We start from the raw sequence: 13,405 nt of genomic DNA, 5'->3' as shown, positions 1-13,405 counted from the left end.
TGTCGAGAATGACTCAATTGTCTGGCAAGCGCAAAGAAGAGGCTTCTAGAGCGGCATTTGAAGAAGCTAAGCAGGTTATTCCAGGGGGAGTTAATAGCCCTGTTCGTGCATTTAAAGGAGTCGGATTGACTCCAATATACGTCGAACGCGGGGAAGGTTCCCGTATTTTTGATATCGACGGAAATACATTTATTGATTATATCTGCTCTTGGGGACCGCTGATTATGGGACATGCTCATCCAGAGGTTATTTCAGCTATTCGAGAAACAGCTTTGCGGGGGACAAGCTTCGGGGCTCCGACTTTAATTGAGACGGAGATGGCGAAGCTTGTCTGTGAACGTGTTCCATCTATTGAAATTGTGCGGATGGTCAATTCGGGAACAGAAGCTACGATGAGTGCTATTCGTCTAGCGCGTGGTATTACGGGCAGAAGTAAAATTTTGAAATTTGAAGGTTCGTATCATGGACATGCAGATAGCCTTCTGATCAAAGCGGGATCAGGAGTAGCTACATTAGGCTTACCTGATAGCCCAGGAGTACCAGAAAGTGTTGCAGTGAACACGATTACGGTTCCTTATAATGATCTTGAATCTGTCAAAATAGCTTTTGAGCGCTTCGGTGAAGAACTTGCTTGTATCATTGTCGAACCTATAGCTGGGAATATGGGTGTTGTACCGCCACTTCCAGGGTTTCTACAAGGTTTACGTGATCTAACGACCCAATATGGAAGTTTACTTATTTTTGATGAGGTCATGACTGGATTCCGAGTGGACTTAAATTGTGCACAAGGATTATATGGTATAACACCAGATTTAACTTGCCTCGGGAAAGTGATTGGTGGTGGACTTCCAGTAGGTGCGTACGGTGGCAAACGTGAATTTATGGAGCAGATATCTCCTTCTGGACCGATCTATCAAGCAGGCACCCTTAGTGGGAATCCGTTGGCGATGGCAGCCGGATACACGACACTTAAGTTACTCACGCCGGAAGTCTACAAGCAATTAGAGGAGCGCGCTGCACGTCTACAAGCTGGATTTGAGCGGAATGCTCAAGAACTCGGTGTTCCTGTTACGATCAATCGCGTGGGATCTATGGTATGTCCATTTTTTACTGATGCACCGGTCATTAACTTTGATACAGCAAAGAATAGTAATTCAGACACATTCCGACGTTATTTTGCAGGTTTACTTAACCATGGTGTGAGCGTTGCTCCATCACAGTTCGAGGGAATGTTCGTTTCGGCAGCACATAGTATCGAGGATATTGATCATAGTATTGAAGCTAACTATAAAGCCCTTAAGAATCTATGAGCTATCTAGGCAGTTGGAGTCGCCGTGGAGAATGGCTAGAACTTATTCCTGGCAAAGCTATCCGTGATTCAGATAACCGTGAGGCGGAGACGCTTGCATGGTTGTTGAATTCTGTCGGAATGCCTGAGAAGTTGTTGCGTCGCCTTAAGCATGAGAAAGGGATTCAATGGAATGGAGATAAGCTTAGGTTGGCTCTTTTTCCATCACGTTCCCATGGTATTGGTTCGCTATGGCAGGAACTTGATATTCTCTATGAGGATGATTTCTGTTTAGTTGTTCATAAACCAGCAGGAATGACGATACATCCGGACGGGCGGGAGGGCGAGGTAACACTGGATCACATTGTTGCTGCGCACTATGAAGGAATGGGTGAGCAGGTTGCCGTTAGACATATTCATAGACTTGATCAGCACACGTCAGGACCTGTGCTCTATGCTAAGAATGAATGGGCTCAATTGAAATTAGATGAAGACATGCGTGGAAAACAAATTGAGCGAAAATATATCGCTTTCGTTGAAGGGACTGTCGCTTCCAATCTATCGGTGATTGATCTGCCCATTGGGAAGGATCGTCACCATGCTCAGCGCCGTCGTGTCTCTCCTACAGGGCAATCTGCACGCACACATGTACGTGTGGAAGAGGTGTATAGAGGCGCGAGTCTCATTTATCTTGAATTAGATACAGGTCGCACGCATCAAATACGTGTTCATTTAAGCCATTTAGGATATCCATTGCTAGGGGATACACTTTATGGTGGAAGTGATGCCTTGATTCATCGACAAGCACTGCATGGGGAGAAGTTATGTTTCACCCATCCGTTTACGGGTGAATTTATAGAAATAGAGGATCCGTGGCCGGAGGATTTGCTCAATCTTCGGATTAATTTGCAAGCTATGACCAAAGGATAATCTTAAAAAAATGCATGTGTTCCTTTTTCTAAATATAAGGGAGTAGAAGTTTCACTTGAATCAATTTCATAATCGCCGCTGCAGCTAAATCGGGTTGCGTAATTATGAAATTGATTCTTGATACTCTATTTCTTATATTTCGGCAGAGACGGATACCTTAAAGTGATACGAAGTATCGCTAGCATCGGAAGCGTAAACTCTTTGAAAAAGGACGGCATAGCCGTTTCTGCTTGAGCATATAAATATAGTGAGTTAAGAATAATGGGCTCATGCCATGAGTCGACTCATGGTTAGAATATGCTGAAAAGGAGGACGTTACCTGTGTTTGACCAGTCCTATGGTTTGCGCTTTGATATTTATGAACGCATTCAATTATCAGAAGAAGTGGCTGGAATTGCGGAACTTGAAGAGGTTGAATTGTTACCGCATATTCAGGTGATTAATCAGGATGAGGAAGCTACACTCCGGGGGCACTTATTACTAACAGGTTTATACAGGGGAGAGGGTGAAGAGGAGGGTACACAACGGCTTGAGCACTATATTCCCGTTGAAATTACTGTGCCTCTTAACCGTGTATCATCCTTGAACGAGATTGCTGTGGAGATTGAGAACTTCGACATCGATTTGTTATCCAAGAGAAGCCTTAACATTACAGGAGTGCTGTCATTGCAGGGGGTTGAATCACCGGGAGAAGACATATCAGCCTGGAATGCCGAAGAATTCACGGTTGTACATGCTCCGGATTGGGATGTGTTTCAAGGGTCTTCATCTAGACCATTGGATAAAGATATAGCCTATGAGGATCAAGTGCAGAATGAATTGCTAGAGTTAAGTGAATCCGTTGATTTGGAGGGTTCTCAAGCTAACATATCGGCGCTACATATAGATGAGGAAGATCTTGCTCGTCTTAAAGATCACTCAAATGTGTGGCAAATTAAATCTGAGGATGACCAGGAACTCTCATCACCTACGCAAAACAGTCTTCCTGATGAGCATGTTATGAACGACAACAATGGAGAACGAGAGCCGTCATTGGATTCAATAGAAGGTGGATTGTTAGAAGAGGATTCAATTCTAGTGACTGGAATACCGGAAGCTGATCAGCTTAAAGAAACTGATGAGAAAGTGGAAATGAAAATTGCTTTAGGAAGCAAAAAAGAACCCACAACTTCTAAGCAAGACCATGTTGGATTATCGTCAATATTGAGTTCTAGTCGTGCGAGAACACTAAGAGATTTGGAGCAACAGGTTCAGGAAGAGCAGCAGCAAGCTCGTGAAGTGAATAATGATCATGCAGTAAATGAAGAGGTCGAGTGGAAAAGTCTTTTTCTCGGCGGAACATCTGAGAAAACGCCATTCAGTAAAGTTCGACTTTGTATCGTACAAAGGGAAGAGACGATTGATTTGATTGCAGATCGCTATCAAATGAGTCCGAGAGAACTGCTATTGCATAATCGTTTATCTGAGCAGACGATTGAAGAAGGGCAGATTCTTTATATCCCGTAACATGTAACGATAATTTTATTAACACAAAGGGCTATCACCTTAGTAGATTTTCATTACTAAGATGATAGCCCTTTGTGTATATAAGAGGTTGTTCAAAAAGTCATCTTTTGATCACGAAGTATGCCAAGAAGCTTATTCGACATCGAACATTGAATTCAGCCGGTCCTTCCGGTGCTCACGTAGGTACTGCCTACGCTCCGCTCCTCACTCCCTTGCTTCATCCAATCTTCTTGGTGCTGAAAATTTGACTTTTTGAACACGCACTATAAGATGTTGTATATAGTCAACGTCCTTAATGTACACGATGTTGACTATATGCAACATGCACGCTATTATTAATACAGAATATTGACAATCAACTGTGAATGGGAAGAGTAGTTGGCATACCCTTCAGAGAGCGGAATTGCAACGCTGGAAGATTCCGTAGGATGTAAGCCAAGCGAAAGTCGCCCTGGAGTTGCCTGTTTGAGTCCATGTGTTATACAAGGGATTAGAATATGGCCGGTTGCAGCCGTTATCTGTATGAGTGTCGTGAGAAGTATCATTGTAAGCCTATGTCATATTGGCTTATTATTTTACTTATCATGAAACAAAGGTGGTACCGCGAAAGATAACCTTTCGTCCTTTGAGGGCGTGAGGTTTTTTTGTGTTCAAATATAAGAAGTATACGTTTTACTTGAATCAATTTCATAATCGCCGATGCAGCTAAATCGGGTTGCGTAATTATGAAATTGATTCTCGATACTCTAATCCTTATATTTCCACAGAGACGGGTACCGTCCACGAAAAAGGACGGCATAATCGTTTCTGCTTGTTAGATATTTTGAAGATGTACTGGAGGTTTAATAATAATGACAGATAAAGAAATGAAAACAACGACGGAAATGCCAACAACGTATGATCCTAAATCCGCTGAACAGAAATGGTATAAATATTGGTTAGAGGGTGAATTCTTCAAAGCAGGTCAAAGACCGGATGCGAAGCCATATACCATCGTTATCCCACCACCAAATGTGACAGGGATGCTTCATATTGGTCACGCGATGGATTTCACATTACAAGATATTCTAATACGAACCAAGAGAATGCAGGGGTACGATGCGCTTTGGTTGCCTGGAACTGATCATGCAGGAATTGCTACACAGACGAGAGTAGAGCAGAAGTTACGTGCGCAAGGAATAACTCGCTATGATCTGGGAAGAGAGAAATTTCTAGATCAAGTATGGGAGTGGAAAGATCAGTATGCGAATACGATCCGTGATCAGTGGGCTAAGATGGGGTTGTCTCTTGATTATTCTAAAGAACGGTTCACATTGGATGAAGGTCTCTCCAAAGCTGTAAAAGAAGTGTTTGTGAAGCTCTATAAGAAGGGGCTAATCTACCGTGGTAAATATATTATCAACTGGGATCCAGTTGCACGAACAGCCTTATCTGATATTGAAGTGGAGCATAAAGAGGTACAGGGACATCTTTATCACCTGAAGTATCCTCTACAAGATGGTAGCGGTCATATTGTTGTGGCGACGACGCGCCCTGAGACGATGCTAGGAGATTCTGCTATTGCTGTTCATCCAAAAGATGAGCGATATACAGATATGATTGGCAAAACGGTCTTACTACCTATCGTGAATCGTGAAATACCGATTATTGCTGATGAATATGTCGATCGAGAATTTGGGAGTGGTGCAGTTAAGATTACCCCTGCTCATGATCCGAACGATTTCGAAGTAGGCCTCCGTCATCAATTGGAACAAATTATAGTTATGGATGATACGGGAACGATGAATGATCTTGCTGGTCCATATGAAGGTCTAGATCGTAGTGAATGCCGCAAACAGATTGTAAAGGATTTACAAGAACAAGGTGTGTTAATCCTTATCGAGGATCATGTTCATCAAGTTGGACATAGTGAGCGTACGGGAGCTGTAGTGGAACCTTACCTTTCTACACAGTGGTTCGTTAAGATGAAGCCATTAGCAGAACGAGCGATTGAAGTACAGAAGTCTGGTAAGGGTGTAAACTTCGTTCCAGATCGATTTGAGAAAGTTTATTTGAATTGGATTGAAAATGTACGTGACTGGTGTATATCAAGACAACTTTGGTGGGGGCATCGCATCCCTGCTTGGTATTGTGAATCATGTGGTGAGATCCACGTTTCCCAAGATGATGTGAATGTATGTTCTAAATGTGGAAGCACTGAACTAAGACAGGACGATGATGTACTTGATACTTGGTTCAGCTCAGCACTATGGCCTTTCTCAACACTTGGATGGCCTGATGATACGGAAGATCTGAAACGATACTACTCAACGAATGTACTTGTTACGGGATATGACATCATTTACTTCTGGGTGGCGCGAATGATATTCACTGCACTTGAATTCACGGACCAGATTCCTTTCCAGGATGTATTGATGCATGGCTTGGTTAGAGATTCGGATGGACTCAAAATGTCCAAGTCACTCGGCAATGGCGTGGATCCACTAGAAGTTATTGAGAAGTATGGCGCGGATGCCATGCGTTATATGATTTCAACGGGCAGTACGCCTGGTCAAGATCTTCGTTTCCGTTGGGAGCGTGTAGAGCAAGCGCGTAATTTCGCCAATAAAATATGGAATGCATCTCGATTTGCTCTGATGAATTTAGAAGGCTTCACATTTGAGGATATTGATATAAGCGGCGACTTACAAACGTCAGATCGTTGGATTCTACATCGTTTAAACGAAACTTCACGTGATATTACGCGTCTAATAGATGTTTATGATTTTGGAGAGACGGGCCGAGTTCTTTATAACTTTATATGGGATGACCTTTGCGACTGGTATATCGAATTCGCTAAACTGTCATTATATGGAGAAGATGAAGAAGCTAAGAAGAGCACGAAATCTGTCCTTGCTTATGTTCTTGACCGTACGCTACGCTTGATTCATCCGTTCATGCCGTTCATAACGGAGGAGATATGGCAGCATCTTCCGCATGAAGGAGATACGATTACACTAGCTTCCTGGCCAGAGTATAACGCTTCCTTTGAGCATCCAGAAGCAGTGAATGAAATGAATATGTTGATGGGAATTATTCGGACGGTACGTAATATTCGTTCAGAGGTTAACGTACCCATGAGTAAGAAGGTTGAACTGATTGTCAAAGCAGGTGATGTGGAGATGTTTGGAATCGTGAGTCGTAATGAGAAATACGTGAAGCGTTTCTGTAATACATCGAGCTTTGAAGTAGGCGTGGATATTCAAGCTCCAGATAAGTCGATGACAGCTGTTGTGACAGGTGCTGAGTTGTATTTGCCTTTGGCTGGATTGATTGATATTGCTCAAGAAATTGAACGCCTTGAAAAAGAAGTAAAAACGTTAAATGCTGAGGTTGAGCGAGTTGAGAAGAAGCTTAGTAATCAAGGATTCGTTGCTAAGGCTCCTGCGAAAGTTATAGAAGAAGAGACTGCGAAGATGGCAGACTACTCTAATAAACGCAGCAAAGTATTGGCTAGAATAGAAGAACTCAGAGGATAAGCCGAACATCAAATATTTTATAGAGCTGAGGGTGGAAAGCATGGGAAATGATAATGTAGCTGAAGTTCCAGCTCCCTTTACGACATATCATGAAGCAGTTAATTGGATTAATGGCTTGATACCTTTTGGAATCCGACCAGGATTATCTCGCATGGAGATGATGATGGAACAACTTGGGCAACCTCAGAACCGTCTAAAATTTATTCATGTAGCGGGAACCAATGGTAAAGGATCCACTTGTGCTTTTTTAACAAAGGTATTGTTACAAGCAGGCTATTCAGTAGGGACGTTCACATCACCGTATATCACTAAATTTACTAACCGATTTCAATATAATGGGGAAGATATTCCAGAAGAAACGCTGCTCGATCTGACGAATATATTACGTCCAGTGGTAGAGAGCATCGCATTAACTGACCAAGGATCACCAACGATGTTTGAAGTGTCAACGGCCATTGCGATTGTATACTACGCTAAGGTTTGTGTTCCTGATATTGTCGTATGGGAGACGGGTCTTGGGGGTAGACTGGATGTAACAAATATTGTAACTCCAGTCGTTTCTATCATTACGAATGTTGGTTTAGATCATACGGATATTCTGGGAGATACCTTATCCCTTATTGCTACGGAAAAGGCAGGTATTATTAAGCGTGGCGTTCCTGTCGTTAGTTGTGCTGATCAGCCTGAAGTAGTAGAAATACTGAAAGCAGCAGCAGATAGAAGTAACTCGACCTTATACCTTGCGGGGGAGAATTTTACGTATGAACGTGTGAAATTTGAAGTAGATGTTCAGTCATTCCACTTCAAGGGTCCTTTTCGCTCAATGGATATTGAAGTTGGGATGAAGGGTGAGCATCAGATTGCGAACGCTGCAGGTGCGATGATGGTGCTAGAGGTGCTACGTCAATATATGGCCTATGTCATGGAAGATGAAGATATCCTCAAAGGATTCCGAGATACTGTATGGGCTGGAAGATTAGAAGAAGTAGTGAATCATCCTAGAATTATTGTGGATGGAGCGCATAATCCAGAGGGTGCTGAGAGCTTGGCTAACAGTATTCCTCAGTATTATAAATACCGATCATTAAATTTAATGATGGGGATGTTGGGGAATAAGCATCATGAATCCTACTTGAAGCATATACTTCCTTTAGTGGATACACTTATTCTAACTGAACCAGATTTCCGCAAGAAAATGGACGCTAATAAGCTACTTGAGGTTGTGGAACGTTTGCAGTCTAATTACGCTAAACCTACTTTGCAAATTATCGTAGAACCTGATTGGCAAATAGCACTAGAGAAATTAAAGTTACGGACGGAAGAGGAGGATCTTGGAGTGGTATCTGGTACATTATATCTCATTGCCGACGTGCGAGGATCTCTCTTAAATCAATCCGATTCTGAAAAAGGTTGGTGAATAACGGTTGAATACATCAGAACATATTCATTTTATTGGCATTGGTGGCTACGGGATGAGCGCCATCGCAAGAGTTATGTTAGAAATGGGTTATACAGTTACGGGTTCGGATATGGTCTCCCAGGAGTTAACGGAAAAGTTAGCTGCCAATGGAGCCAAAATTTATATTGGACATACTGCAGAACAAGTGCATGGTGCTGACGTAGTCGTATATTCGACTGCTCTATCCAAAGATAATGTGGAAGTAGTGGAAGCAGAACAACTCAATATTCCGGTGTTACATCGTTCGCAAATGTTGGCTAGGTTGCTAAACGAGCGGAAAGGGGTAGCTGTTGCTGGGGCTCATGGCAAGACGACTACGTCATCTATGATTGCACTGGTAATGGAAAGATGCGGAATCGATCCTACCTATATTATCGGTGGAGAGATTATGAATATAGGGACGAACGCGAAGGCAGGTCAAGGAGAACATGTTGTCGCTGAGGCAGACGAAAGTGATGGTTCGTTCTTGCAATACCACCCATGGCTTGGCGTAGTTACCAATATTGAAGCGGATCACTTGGAGAATTATAACAGTGACTTCGAACAGCTAAAGGGAGCGTACGTTCAATTTTTGAATCAGATTCGTGAAGACGGTATAGCTGTTGTTTGCGCTGATGATCAGAATGTACAGTCTATTTTACCGAGACTAAATAGCTCTATTACCACTTTTGGTATAAAGACAGAAGCGGATTATATGGCAAGTGAAGTTACTCTTGGAGATCGCCAAATTGCCTTCACATTGAGTCATAGAGGCGAGAAGCTTGGAGTAGTAAAATTGTCTGTTCCAGGACTTCATAATGTGTATAATGCGATGGCAACTGTTATTGTCTGTCTTAAGTCAGGCATACCTTTCGAATCTATCGTGCGAGAAATATTGGAGTTTAATGGTGCAAAGCGTCGTTTCCAGGTACTTGGCGAAGAGAATGGTATTCTCATCATTGATGATTATGCACATCATCCGACGGAGATTGAAGCTACCATTAGTGCGGCAAAAGCGACGGGTAAACGCATTATTGCAGTATTCCAACCGCAGCGATATTCGCGTACATTCTTTCTATTGGATGCATTTAGCCGAGCCTTTAGTGAAGCAGATGAGGTCATTATTACGGATATATACTCGCCTGCAGGTGAACAGGAAATTGAAGGTGTCCATTCTTCTAGATTAGTGGAACTTATTGTGCAGAACAGTAATGCGACGGCAAGATACATTCCGACAAAGGAATTGGTCCTTGAGGATTTGAAGAACAGAGTCGCATCTGGAGATGTTGTTCTTACTATGGGGGCAGGAGATATTTGGAAGGTTGGAGCTGAACTTGCTAAAGGTATGAATAAAAAGTAATGGTGAGATAACAACATATGCATCATTATAAAAAAACACGTCGTATCCATAAGGATATGACGTGTTTTTTTTATGGTTAAGCCAGGTTACACTCTTCCAATTCTAACTTGAAAGGTCGTTGGGCCTTGTTCAATATATTCCCATGTGAATTGTCCTGAATGCATCGATTCGAACTGGAAGCGGAGAGGCTTCGGATCGTGATCGTTTACTAGGAGCATAGCTTCAGACGGTTGTAGATTATTAAATGTTTCGAAGATCACCTTATGTTTTAAATGTGGTGGATATTCAGTAGCGTTGACAGTTGCAGCATATTGACTCATTTTTTATTCCTCCTAGAAAATAGTTTGTTTGTGATTTTGATTATAGAGTAGGAGATGATTCGACTTAGTGAGTCCAGTCACATACTCGGATTGACTTTGCGAACTATGATAATTCTATCTCATTTGAAGGAGGTCCAATATGGACAAAACATTCAGCGAATTGATAGAATATATCGTGAACATTCATCATGGCTACTTGTATCGAACATTACCTATGCTTGCTCAATATACGATTGAAATCGAGAACAGCCATGGTAAGCTCCATCCTGAACTTACTAAGGTACGTAGGCTGTTCGCCAAAGTGCACAAGGAATTATTAATCCATCTGCCGAAGGAAGAGATGGACATGTTCCCGGCGATTAAGAAATTGGAACAAGATCCTTCTGACCTAATGCTTCAGAAATGTCTGCGTATGATGGAGGCATTGGAGAGTGAACATGATTCTAGCGAGGATATCCTTAACCAAATCCGGGAAGTGACGAATAATTATACACTTCCAGATGATGCGAACGATATCTTTCGGTTGACCTACCAAATGTTACAGGAGTTAGAGTCAGATATGAATCAACATATCAATTTAGAAGATAACGTACTATTCCCACGGGTAATGAACACAGTGTTGTAACAGAAAGGAAACAAAAACGGTAATCCTATTAACTTAGGATTACCGTTTCTTCTTGATGTTATTAATGTCCTCCGCCACAGTTTCCGCCGCACCCACAACCGCCCTTTTTCAATTCTTTTTGTTCGGGTAGTCTATTGAGCTCAACGGTTTTGGTGAAATACTGACTAACCAAACTGTGAAGTTGACTGAACTCCCGTTGTGCAAATAGAAATTTGCGGATAACATCGTCCTTATATATGTCAGCCTCTTCTTGTTCGTAGTCGTTGACCTCCGCTTCAGTCAACTCCAATCCCTGTGCTTCTTTTTGTTGCATGGTATGTTGTAGTTCCAGGAAGTGCTCATATTTCTCAATAGCTTGTTCATCTGAGGCGAATTGGTCAATCATTTGCCTTAGCTCCTGATATGCGTCTTGTTGTAGTAATTCCGTACACAGCTCCTCCATCTTCCCTAAGACTAAAGTTGTATCCAGTGTATTGATCATGTGTATATCCTCCTCTATTGGATTTAACAAATTTCTGTACTTCAAATAAGAACATAATGACATCATCTACTCTACAATGAGCAACATGAAGCACATGTGACTGGTCTCACAAATAGACTATATTTAGGGTGTTAAGATACATCTATTAGATGGAATAGAATACGAAATGAATAAGAATCAGAGTTTCTTGATTCATACATAGATAAGGAGAATGAACAATGACGTATGAGCAAATAATGAGGAACAATGCTTTGAAATCGGATGCAACAGATTTGTTGGGAATATTAAATACACGTTTTGGTTCTATACCTCAGGATGTTCAATTGAAAATTACGGAGATTTCAGATTTGGACGTTATGGATCGCCTTTTTCTAGTTGCGGTGAATGCAGCTAGTATGGCTGTATTTGTTACTGAACTCTTTGAAGGTCAGCATTCATTTAAAATTATCGGAGAAGATTTCAACCCACTCGGAAGCATATGATTTGCCCTCTGATTTCAACCGCTCAAGCGGTATATAATTAAGAAATCAGAGGGCAATAGCGATTGTAAGGACAATCCGTCATTGTAGCGGTATCCTTCTGAATATGTATGCATTCTACAATTGGATTCTCAGTGGTCTCTATTCTCAGAAGTATTCATTGTTGAACATATCTTTCTGAAATCTATCATATATCTAGATAATAGAAGATGAGACAAGGTGGGTGTTCACAATGAATAAGGGAAGAATGACATTTCGATTCGATGAAGGTGAGCGGAATGCGGAGTGGAATGAGAAAACATCTAACGTAGAGAAAGCAGTAGAGAAGCTAATTGAAAGTGAACCCAGGGATGTAGTGAGAAATGAGACTTATCCTAGATTAACCGTTGTACCGGAACCGCTAGAGGGATGGGGAGATCCGTTCAGCAAGAATGAAGCGTGGGAAGAGATGATGATGAATCGTCAACAAAAAGTGGATTTAAGGGAAAATGAATATGATGATTTATATAGTATAGAGACAGAGCTGGAAGGAAAGGTAAGCCCTGATATTAATGATATCCATTCAGAATACCGGAAGCATAGGCCCACGTCATTGTGGAAAATATTTGGTACTGTTACTGCCGCTGTAGTGACAGGAGCGTTGTTCGGCTTTGTAGTTCTTTCCTTTATTGATTTAGGAAGCATCTTTCCTAAGGATTCATCAACGATAACAGATACAGAAGCCATTACAGTTACAAGCCTGGTGCCTACCGACAGTAATGGACAAATACCAGCTGTCGCAGTAACGATTGAACCCCAAACCTATTATATGTTGCAGTATGGCGTGTTTAGTAATGCTGAACGAGTGGAAATAGCTAAAAAGGAGCTTGAGCAGATTGGTTTAGCTGCTGGTGATGATCCGAATCAGGAAAATAGAGTATACGCAGGTATATCGACAGATCGTGAACAGGCTAAATTGCTAAGTAATCAGTTAAAGACTCAAGGGGTCGAACTCTATGTTCGAGAAATTATACTTCCGTCAGCAAGCGAACTTACTTTTGCAGGGGATGCACAAAGCTTAAATGATTATTTTGCAGTCAGCACGAATCTTATTGCTTCTTTAAGTAATCAATCATCAGTCTTACTGGGGATGGAACGACCTACGTCTTTAAGTAATAGTGACACAGTAGCTTTGACTGAATTGCACCGGTTATGGACAGAATCTATCAAGAATATCCACGTGGGGCTTACTCCTGAAGGAAGCGCAGAGGTCAAACAGATGGAACTAGCTATGAATAGTGCCTTATCATCAGTAGTTGAATATAACAAGAACACATCAAAAGGTCATTTGTGGGAAATACAATCATTCATGATGCAATATATAATGGGTCAGAAGCAAGTTCTAGAAATGATGATAACGAGTTAAAATGTTCGTATATCCGACAGGAGATTTGGAAATACATCCCTTGTCGGATTTTTGT

The 13,405-nt window shown here is 41.7% G+C and carries 11 protein-coding genes and 1 other annotated feature; of the genes, 9 read left to right on the top strand and 2 right to left on the bottom strand.

What is annotated here, in order from left to right; genetic code table 11:
* The first annotated feature begins 8 nt into the window (after positions 1-8).
* The 6 genes from hemL to murC all read left to right on the top strand — a co-directional run bounded on the left by hemL (position 9) and on the right by murC (position 10,040).
* Positions 9-1,310 (top strand): glutamate-1-semialdehyde 2,1-aminomutase, encoded by a 1,302-nt coding sequence (hemL, locus tag AC1TO9_RS10820; protein ID WP_482055621.1) that lies wholly within the window; start codon positions 9-11, stop codon positions 1,308-1,310.
* Complete coding sequence (locus AC1TO9_RS10815) at positions 1,307-2,218, top strand: RluA family pseudouridine synthase (RefSeq protein WP_482059165.1); 912 nt, start codon at positions 1,307-1,309, stop codon at positions 2,216-2,218. Before hemL ends, AC1TO9_RS10815 begins: the two co-directional genes overlap by 4 nt.
* A gap of 321 nt (positions 2,219-2,539) precedes the next feature.
* A complete protein-coding gene (locus AC1TO9_RS10810) occupies positions 2,540-3,724 on the top strand; it encodes a LysM peptidoglycan-binding domain-containing protein (protein ID WP_482055623.1) in 1,185 nt (394 codons plus the stop codon).
* 352 nt (positions 3,725-4,076) lie between these two features.
* Positions 4,077-4,353, top strand: a binding site (T-box leader).
* Positions 4,354-4,575: 222 nt separating this feature from the next.
* Positions 4,576-7,242 (top strand): valine--tRNA ligase, encoded by a 2,667-nt coding sequence (locus AC1TO9_RS10805; protein WP_482059164.1) that lies wholly within the window; start codon positions 4,576-4,578, stop codon positions 7,240-7,242.
* A gap of 40 nt (positions 7,243-7,282) precedes the next feature.
* Positions 7,283-8,659 carry a bifunctional folylpolyglutamate synthase/dihydrofolate synthase gene (locus AC1TO9_RS10800; protein WP_482055625.1) on the top strand — a complete coding sequence of 459 codons (1,377 nt, stop codon included), beginning with the start codon at positions 7,283-7,285 and terminating at the stop codon, positions 8,657-8,659.
* A 7-nt stretch (positions 8,660-8,666) separates the two neighbouring features.
* On the top strand, positions 8,667-10,040 hold the full coding sequence (gene murC / locus AC1TO9_RS10795; RefSeq protein WP_482055626.1) for a UDP-N-acetylmuramate--L-alanine ligase: 1,374 nt from the start codon (positions 8,667-8,669) through the stop codon (positions 10,038-10,040).
* Positions 10,041-10,126: 86 nt separating this feature from the next.
* Here the strand turns inward: murC and AC1TO9_RS10790 are convergent, their stop codons facing one another.
* The gene (locus tag AC1TO9_RS10790) at positions 10,127-10,360 is read right to left on the bottom strand and encodes a DUF2249 domain-containing protein (RefSeq protein ID WP_482055627.1); all 234 of its coding nucleotides are present in this window, start codon (positions 10,358-10,360) and stop codon (positions 10,127-10,129) included.
* Positions 10,361-10,499: 139 nt separating this feature from the next.
* Between AC1TO9_RS10790 and AC1TO9_RS10785 the strand changes: the two genes are divergently transcribed.
* Entirely contained in the window at positions 10,500-10,985 is a 486-nt protein-coding gene (locus AC1TO9_RS10785; RefSeq protein ID WP_482055628.1) for a hemerythrin domain-containing protein, read from the top strand.
* A 61-nt stretch (positions 10,986-11,046) separates the two neighbouring features.
* On the opposite strand, the gene AC1TO9_RS10780 is transcribed toward AC1TO9_RS10785, so the two are convergent.
* The gene (locus AC1TO9_RS10780) at positions 11,047-11,466 is read right to left on the bottom strand and encodes a YlbF family regulator (RefSeq protein WP_482055629.1); all 420 of its coding nucleotides are present in this window, start codon (positions 11,464-11,466) and stop codon (positions 11,047-11,049) included.
* Between the two features lie 218 nt (positions 11,467-11,684).
* On the opposite strand from AC1TO9_RS10780, the gene AC1TO9_RS10775 reads away from it, so the two are divergent.
* Both AC1TO9_RS10775 and AC1TO9_RS10770 read left to right on the top strand, forming a co-directional pair.
* Entirely contained in the window at positions 11,685-11,948 is a 264-nt protein-coding gene (locus tag AC1TO9_RS10775) for a hypothetical protein (RefSeq protein ID WP_482055630.1), read from the top strand.
* Positions 11,949-12,177: 229 nt separating this feature from the next.
* The gene (locus AC1TO9_RS10770) at positions 12,178-13,350 is read left to right on the top strand and encodes an SPOR domain-containing protein (RefSeq protein WP_482059163.1); all 1,173 of its coding nucleotides are present in this window, start codon (positions 12,178-12,180) and stop codon (positions 13,348-13,350) included.
* Positions 13,351-13,405 lie beyond the last annotated feature (55 nt).

It is taken from the genome of Paenibacillus sp. Y916 (genome assembly GCF_056786435.1).
Note: the sequence above shows the minus strand (reverse complement) of the source record. Positions and strands in the feature narration are given on the sequence as shown.

Coding starts and splice junctions, on each gene's coding strand:
- hemL (WP_482055621.1), top strand. CDS start 9: ATGACTCAATTGTCTGGCAAGCGCAAAGAAGAGGCTTCTAGAGCGGCA.
- AC1TO9_RS10815 (WP_482059165.1), top strand. CDS start 1,307: ATGAGCTATCTAGGCAGTTGGAGTCGCCGTGGAGAATGGCTAGAACTT.
- AC1TO9_RS10805 (WP_482059164.1), top strand. CDS start 4,576: ATGACAGATAAAGAAATGAAAACAACGACGGAAATGCCAACAACGTAT.
- AC1TO9_RS10800 (WP_482055625.1), top strand. CDS start 7,283: ATGGGAAATGATAATGTAGCTGAAGTTCCAGCTCCCTTTACGACATAT.
- AC1TO9_RS10790 (WP_482055627.1), bottom strand. CDS start 10,360: ATGAGTCAATATGCTGCAACTGTCAACGCTACTGAATATCCACCACAT.
- AC1TO9_RS10785 (WP_482055628.1), top strand. CDS start 10,500: ATGGACAAAACATTCAGCGAATTGATAGAATATATCGTGAACATTCAT.
- AC1TO9_RS10780 (WP_482055629.1), bottom strand. CDS start 11,466: ATGATCAATACACTGGATACAACTTTAGTCTTAGGGAAGATGGAGGAG.
- AC1TO9_RS10775 (WP_482055630.1), top strand. CDS start 11,685: ATGACGTATGAGCAAATAATGAGGAACAATGCTTTGAAATCGGATGCA.
- AC1TO9_RS10770 (WP_482059163.1), top strand. CDS start 12,178: ATGAATAAGGGAAGAATGACATTTCGATTCGATGAAGGTGAGCGGAAT.